We start from the raw sequence: 16,564 nt of genomic DNA, 5'->3' as shown, positions 1-16,564 counted from the left end.
CGCCGCCTTGTCATGCGCCTGACGTTGAAGCTCGCTAACGAACGCCGACCGCACCGACCGTGACGGTCCGACGTCGTTTTGAATTTGAGTATCATGACCGCAACAACGTCCTCCGCGTCGACTCCCGCGTCCGGCGATCTCACGTCGGCCGCGCTCGCCTCCTGCAGAACGGCCTTTCTGACGGTGGGACTGTTCTCGGCGGTGCTCAATCTGCTGATGCTCACCGGCTCGATCTACATGTTGCAGGTGTACGACCGGGTCATTCCTTCGCACAGCATTCCGACCTTGATCGCTCTGTCGATCGCGGTGGCGGCGGCGTATGCGATGCAAGGGCTGTTCGACCTGCTGCGTCAGCGCATTCTGACCCGGATCGGATCGGCACTGCACGCCGCGCTGTGGCAACCGGTCGTCCGCAACATCCTGCGCGGGCCGCTGCGCGGCGGCGGCGCCAATCGCGGCCTGCAATTGTCACATGATCTGGACTCGGTCCGGTCGTTCCTTTCCGGGCTCGGCCCGACGACCCTGTTCGACTTGCCGTGGATGCCGCTGTATCTCGCCGGCTGCTTTCTCCTGCATCCTTATCTCGGCTGGACGCTGGTCGCTGGCGCGGTGCTGCTGTTCGGAATCGCGCTGCTCACCGAGGTGCTGACGCGGGCGCCGACCCGGGACGCGTCGCGTGCCGGCGCAATCCGTGGCGTCCAGCTTGAAGCCGGCCGGCGCAACGCCGAAATCGTGGGCGCGTTGGGGATGGAACAGCGGTTGATCGACCGGATCGGTGCCGCCAACGACGATCTCGTCGCCGCCCAGCAGCGCAACGCCGATATCGCCGGATCGCTCGGCGCATTGTCGAAGACGCTGCGCTTCATGCTGCAATCGGCGCTGCTGGGTCTCGGCGCCTATCTGGTGATCGAGGGGCTGGCCAGCGGCGGCGTGATGATCGCCGCGTCGATCATGGGCAGCCGCGCGCTCGCGCCGGTGGAACTGGCGATCTCCATCTGGCGTCCGTTTCTCGGCGCGCGACAGGCGGGCCAACGGCTCCGCGCCGCTCTGCGCGACGGCGACGCCCCGACCCCCGACGTCGCGCCCGAACGCGCCGTCCATCGGCTCACGGTCGAGCAGGTAACGATCGCCGCCCCCGGCGGCACCACCGCGATCGTGCACAACGCCTCGTTCGCACTCGAAGCCGGCCAGGCGGTCGGCATCATTGGCCCGTCAGCCGCCGGCAAATCGACGCTGGCGCGGGCGCTGGTCGGGATCTGGCCGATCGCACGCGGCGAGATCCGCCTTGATGGCGCCACCCTCGACCAGTGGCCGGCAGAAATTCGTGGGGGCATGATCGGCTACCTGCCGCAGGATGTTGAATTGTTCGATGGAACGGTGGCGGAGAACATCGCACGTTTCGACCCGGGGATCGACGAGGCGGCGGTGATCGCCGCGGCAAAGGCCGCCGGCGCCTACGAGATGATCCTGAAGCTGCCGAAGGGGTTCGAGATGCGGATCGGCGAAGCCGGCGCCACCCTGTCGGGTGGCCAGCGGCAGCGGATCGCGTTGGCGCGCGCGCTCTACAAGGATCCGTTCATGGTGGTGCTCGACGAGCCGAACGCCAGCCTGGACGCGGAAGGCGACGCCGCGCTGACCGACGCAATCCGGCGTGTCCGGGCTCGCGGCGGCATTGCCGTCATCATTGCGCATCGACCGGCGGCGCTTGCGGCGGTCGATCTCGTGCTGACGCTTGCGTCCGGCCAGGTGCAGGCGTTCGGCCCGAAGGACGAAGTGCTGCGCAAATCGCTCGCCGCTCATCCGGCGCCGGGCGGCGCGGCGCTGCAGGCGGTGCCCGATGCGCGCCCAGTTCCGGCCGCAGCCGTCAGTTGAGGACCTCAATATGACCGCACCCCGCACGCGCGAAGCTCGCCGCAACGATCCGTTTCGCGACATCCGGCGCGCCACAGGACTCGGAATCGGCGCGCTGGCGATCGTGGTGTCCACCGCGGGCGTTTGGGCCGTGACCGCCCCGCTCGCCAGCGCCGTGATCGCGCCGGCGCAGGTGGTGGTCGACAGCAACGTCCGCCGAATTCAGCACCCGACCGGCGGCGTGGTCGCCGAAATCTACGTCAACGACGGCGATCAGGTTCGGGCCGGCGACATGCTGGTCCGCCTCGACGAGACGATGTCGCGCGCCAACCTTGCGCTGATCGAAAACCAGCTCAACCAGCTCGGGGTGCGTCGTGCCCGGCTGCAGTCCGAGCAGAACGGCCGCGACGCTGTGGTGCTGCCCGGGGAGATCGCCGCACGGCGCGCCATCGCCGTGATCGCGGAGATGATCGAGGGAGAGACCACGCTGTTCGCCCGGCGACGCGAGGCGATCAGCGGCCAGCAATCGCAGCTACGCGAACGCAAGGCCCAGATCGCAGACGAAATCCGCGGCCTGGAGGCGCAGATCGCGTCGAAGCGCGAACAGATCCGCTGGATCGAAACCGAGCTGGAGGGCGTCCGCCAGCTGTACGACAAGCGTCTGGTGCCCTATGCGCGCCTCACCGCGCTCGAGCGCGAGGCTTCCCGTCTGACCGGCGAGGAAGGCCAGCTGGTCGCCGAGATCGCGCGCGCCAGGGGCCGGATCACCGAAACCGAGCTGCAGATCATCCAGCTGGTCCAGGACCAGCGCCGCGAGGTCGCGACCGAATTGCGCGACGTCGAGACCAAGCTTGCGGATCTCGGCGAACGCCGCATCGCCGCGATGGACCAGCTCGATCGTGTGGTATTGCGCGCGCCGCAGGACGGTCTGATCCACCAGAAATCGGTCTTCACCGTCGGTGGCGTGATCACCGCGGGCGAACAGCTGATGCTCATCGTGCCGAAGGATTCGCTTGTGGTCGAGGCCCGGATCGATCCGCAAATGATCGACCGGCTCAAGGTCGGGCAATCCGCCAAGCTCCGCTTCAGCGCGTTCGACGCCGCCGTGACCCCCGAGCTCCACGGCACGCTGACGCGGATCGCCGCCGACCTTACCAAGGAACAACAATCCGGCGCGGCTTACTACGTCGCCCGCATCAGCCTCGACCCGAGCGAACTCGCCAAGCTTGACGGCAAGGCGCTGGTACCCGGCATGCCGGTTGAAGCCTTCATCCAGAACGGCGTGCGGACGGCGCTCGCCTACCTGCGCAAGCCGCTGGAAGATCAGCTCGCCCGCGCGCTGCGGCAGAAATAGTCCTAAATTAGTCTGGCATCCGACGAGCGTGACCCGGCGGACCGTCTTGATGCGGTCATTGCTCTGATGCCGGCCGAACGCGACATCGTAGTTGAGGTCATAGAGGCAGCCGACCTTCATGGCGGCAAATTCAGCATTGCGCTCGATCACGTAATTGCCTGCTGGATCCGTCCTGAGATGGACGATCCCGGGCTCCGCCCATGCCTGGTCGACGCCGCGATAGATGACGCGATCCGTCCGGCCGGCGATCATGAACCAGAGGATCAATCCTCCGATCAGCAAGGCGGCGATGACGAGGCTGCGGACGTCGCTGGCCAATTGGTCGGCCAGGGTCGAGAGTTTGAAGGCGTTCTTCACATCGGCTTGGTCGCCGGGAGCACCACGGCAGTTCACGAGCAAGGCTCGCCCCCTACGAGAGCTTGCGCTTGCTCCGCAGACGCAGATGCTCGTCGGCTTCCAGCTTGGTCATGCCAAGCAAATAATGCAGCACGTCGAGCTTGTGCCGTTCCGCGAGTTTGCGCAGGGCCGCCACCTGCTCGGCGATGAAGGCGACGGCCTCATCTGATCCGCCTTCGCCGGGTTCCTCGCCCCGCGGACGTGCCTGCGCGCCGGAACGCGCGCGCACGCGTTTCCTTCCTGGTTTGGTCACCAACCTCACCCCGAATCCGCGCCCCGGAAGGACTCTACGCCGACAGCCCCCGCAACTGAAAGGTGGTAATTTACAACTTTCTCGATATGAAACTTTCCCCGTCGCCGGCCCCGTCAACACCCCTCGATTTGACAGGAACGGCCTCACCACCCATGTTCGGTTCGAAACGGCCGACCCGAATCCTTTCGTTTTCGGCCCAAGATTTCCCCATAAGTTACTGGAACTACATGAATATCGTCATCGTGGAGTCGCCGGCGAAAGCCAAGACGATCAATAAGTATTTGGGCTCCTCCTATGAGGTTCTGGCCTCGTTCGGCCATGTCCGCGACCTGCCCGCGAAGAATGGCTCCGTCGATCCCGATGCCAATTTCAAGATGATCTGGGAGGTCGATCCCAAGGCTGCCGGCCGGCTCAATGAGATCGCCAAGTCCCTGAAGGGCGCCGACCGCCTGATTCTGGCCACCGACCCCGATCGCGAGGGCGAGGCCATCTCCTGGCACGTGCTGGAGGTGCTGAAGGAGAAGCGCGCGCTCAAGGACCAGAAGATCGAGCGGGTGGTGTTCAACGCCATCACCAAGCAGGCGGTCTCGGACGCGATGAAGCATCCGCGCCAGATCGATGGCGCGCTGGTCGACGCCTATATGGCGCGCCGCGCGCTCGACTACCTCGTCGGCTTCACCCTCTCCCCCGTGCTGTGGCGCAAGCTGCCGGGCGCCCGCTCGGCCGGCCGCGTGCAGTCGGTGGCGCTGCGCCTCGTCTGCGACCGCGAGCTCGAGATCGAGAAGTTCGTGCCGCGCGAATATTGGTCGCTGATCGCGACCCTGCTCACCCCCCGCGGCGACCCCTTCGAGGCGCGCCTGGTCGGGGCCGACGGCAAGAAGATCCAGCGGCTCGACATCGGCACCGGCGCGGAAGCCGAAGACTTCAAGAAGGCGCTGGAAGCCGCCAGCTACACCGTGACCGCGGTCGATGCCAAGCCGGCCCGGCGCAATCCGCAGGCCCCGTTCACCACCTCCACGCTGCAGCAGGAAGCCAGCCGCAAATACGGCTTTGCGCCGGCGCACACGATGCGCATCGCCCAGCGCCTTTACGAAGGCATCGACATCGGCGGCGAGACCACTGGACTCATTACTTATATGCGTACCGATGGCGTGCAGATTGATCCGTCCGCGATCACCCAGGCGCGCAAGGTGATCGGCGAGGATTACGGCAACGCCTATGTGCCGGACGCACCGCGCCAGTACCAGGCCAAGGCCAAGAACGCCCAGGAAGCGCATGAAGCGATCCGCCCGACCGACCTCTCCCGCCGCCCCGACAGCCTGAGCCGCAAGCTCGATGCCGATCAGGCGAAGCTCTACGAGCTGATCTGGAAGCGCACGATCGCGAGCCAGATGGAATCCGCGGAGCTGGAGCGCACCACGGTCGACATCGCGGCCAAGGCAGGCTCCCGCACGCTGGAGCTGCGCGCCACCGGCCAGGTCGTCAAGTTCGACGGCTTCCTTGCGCTCTACCAGGAAGGCCGTGACGACGAGGAGGACGAGGACTCCCGCCGCCTGCCCGCGATGAGCCCGAACGATGCTCTGAAGCGGCAGAGCCTGTCCGTCACCCAGCACTTCACCGAGCCGCCGCCGCGCTTCTCGGAGGCCTCGCTCGTCAAGCGCATGGAAGAGCTCGGCATCGGCCGTCCCTCGACCTATGCCTCGATCCTCCAGGTGCTGAAGGACCGCGGCTACGTCAAGCTGGAGAAGAAGCGCCTGCACGGCGAGGACAAGGGACGTGTCGTGGTCGCGTTCCTCGAGAGCTTCTTCAGCCGCTACGTTGAATACGACTTCACCGCCAATCTGGAAGAGCAACTCGATCGCATCTCGAACAACGAGATCTCCTGGCAGCAGGTTCTGAAGGATTTCTGGAGCGGCTTCATCGGCGCCGTCGACGAGATCAAGGATCTGCGCGTGGCGCAGGTGCTCGACGTCCTCGACGACATGCTCGGTCAGCACATCTATCCGCCGCGCGCCGATGGCGGCGACATCAGGCAGTGCCCGAACTGCGGCACCGGCCGGCTCAATCTCAAGGCCGGCAAGTTCGGCGCCTTTGTCGGCTGCTCGAACTATCCGGAATGCCGCTACACCCGACAGCTCGCCGCCGACAGCGAGGCGACCGCGGACCGTTCGCTCGGCCAGGACCCTGAGACGGGTCGCGACGTCTGGGTCAAGGCCGGCCGCTTCGGCCCCTATATCCAGCTCGGCGAGGCCAAGGATTACGAGGAAGGCGAGAAGCCCAAGCGCGCCGGCATCCCGAAGGGCACCTCGCCCGCCGATGTCGATCTCGAGCTTGCCTTGAAACTGCTGTCGCTGCCGCGCGAGATCGGCAAGCACCCGGAAACCGGTCAGCCGATTGTCGCCGGCCTCGGCCGCTTCGGGCCGTTCGTGAAGCACGAGAAGACCTATGCCAGCCTGGAAGCCGGCGACGAAGTGTTCGACATCGGCCTCAACCGCGCGGTGACGCTGATCGCGGAGAAGGTCGCCAAGGGCCCGAGCCGCCGCTTCGGCGCCGATCCCGGCAAGGCGATCGGGGATCATCCGACGCTGGGCACCGTCACCGTCAAGAGCGGCCGCTACGGCGCCTATGTCACGGCCGGCGGCGTCAACGCGACCATCCCTGCCGAGTTCGAGAAGGATACGATCACCCTGCCGCAGGCGATCGCGCTGATCGACGAGCGTGCCGCCAAGGGTGGCGGCAAGGCGAAGAAGGCGGCAAAGCCGGCCAAGGCCAAAAAGGCCGCCGAGACCGCTGCGGGCGGCGATGACACCCCGCCGAAGCCGAAGAAACCGGCCGCGAAGAAAGCCGCGGCAAAACCAAAATCCGAATCAACCAGCAAGGCGCGCGCCGCCGTATCGTCGACCGCCAAGACGTCGCCGACCAAGGCCGCCGCCGGCAAGGCTCCGGCCAAGAAAAGTGCCGGCAAGAATTAGAGGCTAAGTGAAACGCAAGAAAGACCATGGCTTTCCCGACAGGAGCGCCATCGTCGCCTTCATCAAGGCAAATCAGGGAAATGTCGGGACCCGCGACATCGCACGCGAGTTCGGCCTGAAGAACGCCGACCGTGCCGAGCTCAGGCGCATGCTGCGCGAGCTCGCCGACGACGGCATCGTCAAGAAGAAGCGCCACAAGATCTCGGAGCCGGATACGCTTCCGCCGACGCTGCTCGCGGACATCACCGGCCGCGACAGCGACGGCGAATTGATCGCCTCCCCCGCCGAATGGGACGAGGTCGAGAGCGGCGAGCCGCCGAAGATCCTCATCGAGATGCCGCGCCGGCCGAAGCCCGGCACCGCCGCCGGTGTCGGCGACCGCGCGCTGTTGCGCGTCGAGCGCTCGGACGAGACCGAAGGCCCCGCCTGGCGCGGCCGCATCATCAAGGTCATCGACAAGGCCAAGAGCCGCATCCTCGGCGTATTCCGCGAGCTTCCCGAAGGCGGCGGGCGACTCGTTCCCGTCGACAAGAAGTTCGCCGACCGCGAGCTGAACATCGCAAAGGCCGATACAGGTGGCGCGCAGGATGGCGACCTCGTCAGCGTCGACATCGTCCGCTCGCGCGGCTTCGGCCTGGCCTCGGGCCGGGTCAAGGAGAAGCTCGGCTCGGTGAAGTCCGAGAAGGCGATCAGCCTGATCGCGATCTATGCCCACGACATCCCCCTGCAATTCTCACCCGCCGCCGAGCGCGAGGCGGAGGCGGCTGAGCCCGCCAATCTGAAGGGGCGCGAGGATTGGCGCGACGTCCCGCTCGTCACCATCGATCCGCCCGATGCGAAGGACCACGACGACGCGGTCCACGCGCAACCCGATGACGATCCCAACAACAAGGGCGGCTTCATCGTCAACGTCGCCATTGCCGATGTCAGCTTCTACGTCCGTTCGGGCACCGCGCTCGACCGAGACGCGCTCGACCGCGGCAACTCGGTCTATTTCCCCGACCGCGTCGTGCCGATGCTTCCCGAGCGCATTTCCAACAATCTCTGCTCGCTGGTGCCCGGCGAGCCGCGCGGCGCGCTCGCGGTGCGCATGGTGCTCGGCCCCGACGGCCGCAAGCGTTCGCACAGCTTCCACCGCATCCTGATGCGCTCGGCCGCGAAGCTGAGCTACGCGCAGGCCCAGGCTGCGATCGATGGAAAGCCTGACGATATCACCGGCCCCCTGCTCGATCCGATCCTGAAGCCGCTCTATGCCGCCTATTCCTGCGCCAAGCGTGCGCGCGACGAGCGCGATCCGCTCAATCTCGATCTGCCCGAGCGCAAGATCCTGCTCAAGGGCGACGGCACGGTCGACCGCGTCGTCGTGCCTGAAAGGCTCGATGCGCACAAGCTGATCGAGGAGTTCATGATCCTCGCCAACGTCGCCGCAGCCGAGATGCTGGAGAAGAAATCGCTGCCGCTGATCTACCGCGTGCATGACGAGCCGACGCTGGAGAAGGTCCACGCGCTCTCCGAGTTCCTGGAGACGCTGGACATCCCCTTCACGAAATCAGGCGCGCTGCGCCCGACACTGTTCAACCGCGTGCTGGCCCAGCTCGAAGGTCACGACTATTACCCGCTGGTCAGCGAAGTCGTGCTGCGCGCCCAGGCGCAGGCGGAATATTCCTCCGAGAACTACGGTCATTTCGGCCTGAACCTGCGCCGCTACGCGCATTTCACCTCGCCGATCCGCCGCTATGCCGACCTCGTGGTGCATCGCGCGCTGGTCCGCGCCCTCGGCCTCGGCGAAGGCGCGCTGCCCGACAGCGAGACGCCGGAAACGCTCGGCGAAGTCGCGGCGCATATTTCGGTGACCGAGCGGCGCGCGATGAAGGCGGAGCGCGAGACCGTCGACCGCCTGATCGCGCATCACCTCGCCGATCGCATCGGCGCAAGCTTCCAGGGCCGCGTCTCCGGCGTCACCCGCGCCGGGCTGTTCGTCAAGCTGAGCGAGACCGGCGCCGACGGATTGATCCCGATCCGATCCCTCGGCACGGAATATTTCAACTATGACGAGAGCCGTCACGCGCTGGTCGGCACACGCAGCGGCACGATGTTTCAGCTCGGTGACGTCGTCGACGTCCGTCTGGTCGAAGCAGCCCCGATCGCGGGCGCGCTGCGCTTCGAGCTGCTGTCCTCGGAGAGCGGCCAGAGCGAGCGCCGGCAGTTCCGCCCACCGCGAAAATCATCCAAGCCCCATCCCGGACGCAGCCCGGAGAGAAAACGCAAGCCGGAGAAGCAGAAGTCCGGCAAGGGAAAGAAGGGCCGAGACAAGGGCAAGGCGAAGAACAAGGGAAAAAGCAGGAAAGGCAAGGCATGGTGACGATGAGCACGGCCCCGAAAATCTGGACGCGCGAGACCGGTCTCGTCGAGAAGCGCGACGTCTTTGCAGCGATGAAGCGCGGCTTTCGCGGCCGCTGCCCGCGTTGCGGCGAGGGAAAACTGTTCCGCGCCTTCCTGAAGACGGCGGACAACTGCGCGACCTGCGGCCTCGACTTCACGCCGCATCGCGCCGACGATCTGCCCGCCTATCTCGTCATCGTCATCGTCGGTCACATCGTGGTGCCGGCCGTTTTGTGGATCGAGACCAATTACACCACGCCGGTCTGGATCAGCTTCGCGGCCTATCTGCCCTTCACTTTCGTCGCCTCGCTCGCGCTCTTGCAGCCGGTGAAGGGAGCTGTGGTCGGCTTGCAATGGGCTCTGCGCATGCACGGGTTTGACGAGAACCCGCCGGATGGTATTCCGCCTGTGTAAGCAGAATAAGCAAGAACGGTTTTGGGTGAGGACATGACGGATATTTCGCAGGCCGAGGAGAGAACCAAGGTTCACGAGGAGAAGGAAGCCGACCACCATCCCTATTTCCGCCCGAAGGATGCGGCGACGCTGATCCTGGTCGATCGCAGCGGCGCCACTCCGAAAGTGCTGGTCGGCAAGCGCCACGACAAGGTGGTGTTCATGCCCGGGAAATTCGTCTTCCCCGGCGGCCGCGTCGACAAGGCCGATTATCGCATCCCCTGTGCCGCGCCCGTCACCGCGGAGCTGGAAGCCAATCTCGCCAAGGGCAGCCCGAAGACCCCGGCCTCGCGCGCCAAATCGCTCGCCGTTGCCGCGATCCGCGAGGCCTGCGAGGAGACCGGTCTCTGCCTCGGGCGCAAGGCGGAGGGCAAGGTGCCGAAGCTCGACGGTCCCTGGAAGCCGTTCGCGGATGCTGGCCTGCTGCCCGATCCTTCCGGGCTGTTCCTGATCGCCCGCGCCATCACCCCGCCCGGCCGGGTCAAGCGTTTCGACACCCGCTTCTTCACTGCGGACGCCTCCGCGATCACCCATCGCGTCGAGGGCGTGATCCATGCCGACGCGGAGCTGGTCGAACTGGTCTGGGTCGAGCTCGGCTCGAAGCCGCTCGCCGATCTGCATCCGATGACGCGCAACGTGCTCAACGAGCTCGACGCCCGCCTTGCCACCGGCCCGCTCCACCACAACGCGCCGGTGCCGTTCTTTCATTTCTACGGCGGCAAGATGCAGAAGGACATGTTGGGCTAGGTCCGGCGCCAAGCCCTCGTTCGTCATTGCGGGACGCAGCTCTCTCCTCTCGTCATTCCGGGGCGCGCGTCGCGCGAGCCCGGAATCCATTCATCCACCGTCTCCGCGGCACGATGGATTCCGGGCTCGCCGCTCCGCGGCGCCCCGGAATGACGTGCTGAGGGAGCATCGAAAAACAAAATAATCTTCCCGCCTTCCCCGATGGCGGAGTTCCGCCGCGTGCCTATGTCTTTCCGAGCGTCACCAAGAACGGACACCGGGCGATGGCACAACGGCAACTCAAGCTTGGCGCGTTCATGCGCCCGATCAGCATCCACACCGGCGCATGGCGCTATCCCGGCGCCTGGCCCGACGCCAATTTCAACGTCTCGCACATCAAGACGCTGATCCGGAAGCTCGAGGCCGGCAAGTTCGACGCCTTCTTCATGGCCGATCACCTCGCCGTCCTGAACATGCCGATCAACGCGCTCAAGCGCAGCCATACCGTCACGTCGTTCGAGCCGTTCACGCTGTTGTCTGCGCTTTCCGCCGTCACCGAGCGCATCGGCCTGATCGCCACGGGCTCGACCACCTTCGACGAGCCCTACCACGTCGCGCGCCGCTTCGCCTCGCTCGATCACATCAGCGGCGGCCGTGCCGGCTGGAACATCGTCACCACCTCGAATCCTGACGCCGCACTCAACTTCGGCCTGGACGATCACATGGAGCACGCCGAGCGCTACAAGCGCGCCCGCGAGTTCTACGACGTCGTCACCGGCCTGTGGGATTCCTTCGCCGACGATGCCTTCGTGCGGGACGTCGAGAGCGGCCTGTTCTTCGATCCCGCCAGGATGCACACGCTCGACCACAAGGGCAAATACCTGAAGGTGCGCGGCCCGCTCAACATCGCCCGGCCCGTGCAGGGCTGGCCGGTGATCGTGCAGGCCGGCGCGTCCGAAGACGGCAAGCAGCTCGCGGCCGAGACCGCGGAAGCCGTGTTCACCGGCGGCGGCAGCCTCGCCGACGGGCAGAAGCTCTATGCCGACATCAAGGGCCGCATGGAGAAGGTCGGCCGCGACCCCGAGCACCTCAAGATACTCCCCGGCGCCTTCGTCGTGGTCGGCGACAGCGTCGATGAGGCCAGGGAGAAGCGCGCCCTGCTCGACAGCCGCGTGCATTACGACAGCGCCATCGCCTCGCTCTCCGTCATCCTCGGCACCGATGCGTCCGGCTTCGATCCCGACGGCCCGCTCCCCGACATCCCCGAGACCAATGCCAGCAAGAGCGGCCGCCAGCGCATGGTCGATCTCGCCGCGCGCGAAAAGCTCACCGTGCGCCAGCTCGCCCAGCGCGTCGGCGGCTATGGCGGGCTATCCTTCGTCGGCACTGCTAAGACGATCGCCGACCAGATGGAGGAATGGCTGGTCGGGCGCGGCTCGGATGGCTTCAACATCATGTTCCCGTTCCTGCCCGCCGGCCTCGACGATTTCGTCGACAAGGTCGTCCCGGAGCTCCAGCGCCGGGGAATTTTCCGGAAAGAGTATGAAGGGCCCACCTTGCGGGAGAATCTGGGCCTCCCGCGGCCGAAAAACCGGTTCTTCGAGGCCTGATCGGGCCGATTTGGGTGGTTTTCGGGGTGTAAAACCTTGACATCAGGCGGTTTCTGGCTAGGTTGCCGGCCAACGCGGGCCGTTTGGCCGGCTCCCAGATTCCCCGATATTCTGAGGTTCAGAACATGGCCAAAGCGGTCACCATCAAGGTCAAGCTCGTGTCCTCGGCCGACACCGGCTTCTACTACGTCGCCAAGAAGAATTCGCGCACCATGACCGACAAGCTGGTCAAGAAGAAGTACGACCCGGTCGCGCGCAAGCACGTCGAATTCCGCGAAGCCAAGATCAAGTAAGATCGCGGGACGTTGAAGACTTTGACGGGGCCCTTGCGGCCCCGTTTTCATTTTTGGCCTGCCCTCCCTCCCATGTCCCAACTCCCATGTCCCAAGCGCGCTGCAACGCGCAAGCGCTGCTGCGCTGAGCCGGGACATGAACTGCCGCCGCAGTGGCCCGCCGCGGGGCAAGTGTGACCAACCTCGCAGAGCGCCATGAGCCGCTTCAATATCTCCAACGGGATCGTTCCATGAACCTGGTCCATTCCCGTGAAGAGCCATTTGTCCCTGCTGGATCCGCTGCGCTTCACCGCCGCGCTCGGCGTTGCCATCTTTCACCAGATGTTCTGGTCATGGGCCTGGGTCTCGATCGGCGTCCCCGGGTTCGAGCGCTATGTCGCCGCTGACGTCCTCTACCCCTCCGCCGCGCCGTTCACCTGGTTCGGCTGGGTCGGCGTCGAGATTTTCTTCGTCATCTCCGGTTTCGTCATCGCCAATTCCGCGAGCCAGTCTTCACCCGGCGCGTTTCTTCTCGGTCGCGCACTCAGGCTCTATCCGGCCGTCTGGGTTTGCGCCACGGCGACCTTCCTCGTCCTGCTTCTCTTCGGGAGCGGACCCGCTTCCGAATTCATCCTGCCCTACGTCCACGCCATGCTGATGGTCCCCAAGGGCGTCACGGGCCAATGGCTCGACGAGGTCTATTGGACGCTGGCGGCCGAGACCGCGTTCTATGGACTGGTGTTTTGCGCGATGCTCACGAAGAGGATCACGCTGCGACACCTCGCATGGGGCCTCACCATCTACAGCGCAATCTTCAACACCGTCGCGCTGCTGGTAGCGGCCTGCACGACGCCATCCGACCTGCCCTATCTCGTCATCCTGATGTTCCGGGTGCCGTGCGCCGCGTTCCTGTTGACGCATGGCTGCTTCTTTGCGCTTGGCATCTGGCTGTTCATTTCTTCGAACAGGCAATTGACGGCGCTCGAACAGGTCGCCATTGCCGTCACCTGTCTGTCGGGCGCAGCCGAAATCTACTTCTTCGCCTCCTTCTTTCTGACGTCGATACCCGCCATCTCGGATCAATCAGCCCTCGTGCCGATCATGGTCTGGGCCGGCGCCGTGCTTCTCATCGGCATTGCCGCGAACCGCAGCAGACGCTCTGAAGGCATCGCCTCCCCTGAAGCACCACCGGCGTATCTGAGGACGCTAGGATTGATCACCTACCCGCTCTATCTCACCCACAACGTGATCGGCAGCGCGATCATTCGTGCCCTGGTCGATGCCGGCCTGGATGCCACGTCGGCTGTATGGGTCTCGCTGGGCATGCTTGTCCTCGTCTGCTGGTTCATTTGCGCGAAGATCGAGCCGGTCGTCAGATCCGCGCTGATGCAGGCGCTCGCGCATTTCGGCAAGCTGCCGGAAAGACGGCGGGCATCGCGACATCGGGCGTTTGCACGAGGGCTGCGTCTCCCGCTGCCCGTCCCCGCGAAGGTGAATGTCGCGGCGTCATAACCAGTGCTGATCTGCCGAAACCGTGTCGCTCGATGTCGACGATCGGCCAGAAACTGGTTGACGCAGATCAAAGTGACCTCGGTCGCCCGCTGCAAACTTACCGACCATGCAGACTGCGGGGCCAAAGACCTCACCTCACCGTGAGCGGACGGCGTGGGAGTGGATCTGGAAATCCGCCATATCCGGGCTGAGCGGCAGCACCGCTTCGACCGCGCTGATGTACTTCAAGGCAAAAGCCGGAATCCTGCCCTCGTTCCAGCCGTTCGAGAACTTCCAGATGGCAGCGGCGGACTTGATCGGGCGCGACATTCATCCGCAAGTTCTTTGGCTGGCCTCCTTCTTCAACGGGTCGACTGCGGTCGGCCTCGCCTTCGGCTATCTCTATCGATACTTGCCAGGAGGCAGTGGTGCCTCGAAGGGAATGGTTTTCGGGCTTTGCGGCTGGCTGATGATGAATGTGTTCGCATTTCCGCTGGTCGGCCTCGGCCCGTTTGCATCCGCCATAGGACTAGGCCCCTGGCCGGCCGCATTTTCGCTGGCGATGCTCTCAACCTATAGCGTTACGATGGGATTGATTTACGGTCTGCTGGAGCGATCCGAGAAGATGAGTTGATATCGGCTCTAGCGGTTCGCGCGTGACCTTCTGTGGCCAAGTGTCTGCTGTCCGGGATCATGAAAGGCCAACTTGCGTCGCATCAAGCGGCGACCTCTGAGGGTCGACTACCCTGGCGAGAGATCGCGTGGAGGCATTGGCGATGCTGCCATTCACTCAGCAGCAGTTTCTGGCGGTGTTCTCGGACTACAACGAAGCCATCTGGCCGAGCCAGATTCTGGCGTACCTGCTCGGCGGCGCGGCCGTTCTCCTGCTATTCCGGCAAACGGCGAGATCGAGTCGCGCGATCGCGTTCGTACTCTCGGCGATGTGGATATGGACCGGCGTTCTCTATCACGGGATCTGGTTCTCCCAGATCAACAAGCCCGCATATCTCTTCGCCGTGTTGTTCGTGATCGAGGGCGGTGGCCTCCTCCTGGCCGGCGCATACCGACATCAGTTGCGCTTCGGCTTCCGCCGCGGTGCCGCAGCCTTCGTCGGAGCGTCACTGGTCGCCTATGCTGCGATTGCCTACCCATTGATCGGCATGGCCACAGGCCATGACTATCCTGCTGCTCCGGTATTCGGCGTCACGCCGTGCCCGGTTGCGATCTTCACGTTCGGCATGCTCCTGTTGACCATTGGTCCGGTGCCGCGCTGGCTTCTTGTCGTTCCTGTCATCTGGTCCTTGATCGGCGGCAGCGCCGCCATACTGCTCGCCGTGCCGCAGGATTGGCTCCTGCTGGTGAGCGGGCTCGTCGCCGCTCCTCTCATCGCCATTCGTCGCGCCGATGTACGGACGGCGTGAACATCAAATCCGCTTCGGGTCCACAAGCAGCCGATCACGACCAAGCAGCGTGGCGTCCGCTGCTCCCGGCCACGACGAAAGCGATCACACGTGCCACCTACGCCGTCCGCAGCACCGGAGCCGGCGGCCGCGACGGCCTGATCAGGGCGAACGCGACCTGGACGATGCCGCCGGCCAGACCCAGCGCCACGCCGATACGCCAGGCCATGGTGTAGGAGCCGAGCGCGTCGTAGATCACGCCGCCGCCATAGGCGCCGAGGAAGCTGCCGATCTGGTGGCTCATGAAGGCGAGGCCCTGGATCATCGCCTGCCAGCGCAGGCCGAACATCTCGGCGACGGCGCCCGCGACCAGCGGGCCGACGCCCATCCACAGAAAGCCCATGATGGCGCCGAACAGCAGCGTCGAGAACGGGCTCGCCGGCAGCATGAAGTACCAGGCGAGCGCGAGCGAGCGCAGGATGTAGATCGCCCCCAGCAGCGCCAGCTTGTTCCAGCGTTGGCCGGCCCAGCCGAAGAACAGCGAGCCCAGCACGTTGAAGCCGCCGATCATGCCGAGCGTCTGCGCGCTGAGCATGGGATCGAGGCCGCAGATCGCGAGATAGGAAGGCAGATGCGTGGTCAGGAACACGAGCTGCATGCCGCAGACGAGATAGGCGCAGGTCATCACCACGAAGGAGGCATTGCCGAATGCGGTCCTCGCCGCCGCCGCGGCCGTGGCGTCGTCGATCTCGTCGGCGGCCGGCTTCGGCAGCGGGATCTTGTCGACGCGCCCGGCATACCAGGCGGCGGGGATCATCAGCACCGACATGATGACGAAGCCGGCAAGCCCGATGCGCCAGCCGAAGCCCTCGTTGAGCATCTGCCCGATCGGCGCCGACAGGAGCGCGCCGAGCGAGCCGGCGCCGGAGACGATGCCGAGCACGGTGGAGCGCACAGTTTCGGGCACCGCGCGCGCAGCCACCGACATCGCGATCGCCGCCGCGGTGCAGGCCATCGAGGTGCCGATCAGCACGCCGCCGCCGATCATCACACTGGTGAGCCCGTTGGCGGTCGCCATCAGCGCGAGCCCCGCGATGTACATCAGCGAGCCCACGATCATGATGGGACGGAAGCCGTAGCGCACCGTCATCGCGCCGGCGAGCGGCTGGAGAAAGCCCCAGGCGAGGTTCTGCACGGCGAGCGCCAGCGTGAAATCGGACACCGAGATATGGATGTCCTGCGTCAATGGCTGCAAGAAGATGCCAAGGCTCTGCCGCAGCCCCATGCTCAGCGTCAGCATGATGGAGGCGCCGATCAGGATCGGCAGTGTCGGACGCAGCACCTGCAACAGGGGCATTTTCTTCTCCCTCATGGGCACGGCGCAAACGCCGACGTCTGCTTTTG

General features: G+C 65.3%; 13 protein-coding genes. 11 read left to right on the top strand and 2 right to left on the bottom strand.

Annotated features, from left to right (window positions below; all coding sequences use genetic code 11):
* The first annotated feature begins 93 nt into the window (after positions 1-93).
* Entirely contained in the window at positions 94-1,872 is a 1,779-nt protein-coding gene (locus tag AX729_RS06830; RefSeq protein WP_061021364.1) for a type I secretion system permease/ATPase, read from the top strand.
* 10 nt (positions 1,873-1,882) lie between these two features.
* Positions 1,883-3,205: an HlyD family type I secretion periplasmic adaptor subunit gene (locus AX729_RS06825; RefSeq protein WP_061021361.1), complete on the top strand. Its 1,323-nt coding sequence runs from the start codon at positions 1,883-1,885 to the stop codon at positions 3,203-3,205.
* A 409-nt stretch (positions 3,206-3,614) separates the two neighbouring features.
* Here AX729_RS06825 and AX729_RS06820 read toward each other — a convergent pair whose 3' ends face one another.
* Positions 3,615-3,830 (bottom strand): hypothetical protein, encoded by a 216-nt coding sequence (locus tag AX729_RS06820; protein WP_245325084.1) that lies wholly within the window; start codon positions 3,828-3,830, stop codon positions 3,615-3,617.
* Between the two features lie 251 nt (positions 3,831-4,081).
* Between AX729_RS06820 and topA the strand changes: the two genes are divergently transcribed.
* The 9 genes from topA to AX729_RS06775 all read left to right on the top strand — a co-directional run bounded on the left by topA (position 4,082) and on the right by AX729_RS06775 (position 15,181).
* Complete coding sequence (topA, locus tag AX729_RS06815; protein WP_061021359.1) at positions 4,082-6,826, top strand: type I DNA topoisomerase; 2,745 nt, start codon at positions 4,082-4,084, stop codon at positions 6,824-6,826.
* Between the two features lie 7 nt (positions 6,827-6,833).
* Complete coding sequence (rnr, locus tag AX729_RS06810) at positions 6,834-9,188, top strand: ribonuclease R (protein WP_061021357.1); 2,355 nt, start codon at positions 6,834-6,836, stop codon at positions 9,186-9,188.
* Positions 9,182-9,622 carry a DUF983 domain-containing protein gene (locus tag AX729_RS06805; protein ID WP_061021355.1) on the top strand — a complete coding sequence of 147 codons (441 nt, stop codon included), beginning with the start codon at positions 9,182-9,184 and terminating at the stop codon, positions 9,620-9,622. The genes rnr and AX729_RS06805 overlap by 7 nt, the downstream gene beginning before the upstream one ends.
* A 33-nt stretch (positions 9,623-9,655) precedes the next feature.
* Positions 9,656-10,408: an NUDIX hydrolase gene (locus AX729_RS06800; RefSeq protein ID WP_061021353.1), complete on the top strand. Its 753-nt coding sequence runs from the start codon at positions 9,656-9,658 to the stop codon at positions 10,406-10,408.
* A gap of 263 nt (positions 10,409-10,671) precedes the next feature.
* Positions 10,672-11,997: an LLM class flavin-dependent oxidoreductase gene (locus AX729_RS06795; RefSeq protein ID WP_061021351.1), complete on the top strand. Its 1,326-nt coding sequence runs from the start codon at positions 10,672-10,674 to the stop codon at positions 11,995-11,997.
* A 125-nt stretch (positions 11,998-12,122) separates the two neighbouring features.
* Positions 12,123-12,290 (top strand): 50S ribosomal protein L33, encoded by a 168-nt coding sequence (gene rpmG, locus AX729_RS06790; protein ID WP_007603295.1) that lies wholly within the window; start codon positions 12,123-12,125, stop codon positions 12,288-12,290.
* Positions 12,291-12,539: 249 nt separating this feature from the next.
* Positions 12,540-13,781 carry an acyltransferase family protein gene (locus AX729_RS06785; RefSeq protein ID WP_245325083.1) on the top strand — a complete coding sequence of 414 codons (1,242 nt, stop codon included), beginning with the start codon at positions 12,540-12,542 and terminating at the stop codon, positions 13,779-13,781.
* A 106-nt stretch (positions 13,782-13,887) separates the two neighbouring features.
* Positions 13,888-14,394, top strand: a complete 507-nt coding sequence (locus tag AX729_RS06780; RefSeq protein ID WP_063817223.1) for a DUF6789 family protein — start codon at positions 13,888-13,890, stop codon at positions 14,392-14,394.
* 142 nt (positions 14,395-14,536) lie between these two features.
* Positions 14,537-15,181, top strand: a complete 645-nt coding sequence (locus AX729_RS06775; RefSeq protein ID WP_061021347.1) for a DUF6064 family protein — start codon at positions 14,537-14,539, stop codon at positions 15,179-15,181.
* 97 nt (positions 15,182-15,278) lie between these two features.
* Here AX729_RS06775 and AX729_RS06770 read toward each other — a convergent pair whose 3' ends face one another.
* Positions 15,279-16,517 (bottom strand): MFS transporter, encoded by a 1,239-nt coding sequence (locus tag AX729_RS06770; RefSeq protein WP_061021425.1) that lies wholly within the window; start codon positions 16,515-16,517, stop codon positions 15,279-15,281.
* Positions 16,518-16,564 lie beyond the last annotated feature (47 nt).

This window comes from Bradyrhizobium sp. CCH5-F6 (assembly GCF_001556045.1).
Lineage (GTDB): Bacteria > Pseudomonadota > Alphaproteobacteria > Rhizobiales > Xanthobacteraceae > Bradyrhizobium.
The sequence above is the reverse complement of the archived record's forward strand: the minus strand, read 5'-3'. Positions and strand labels throughout refer to the sequence as shown.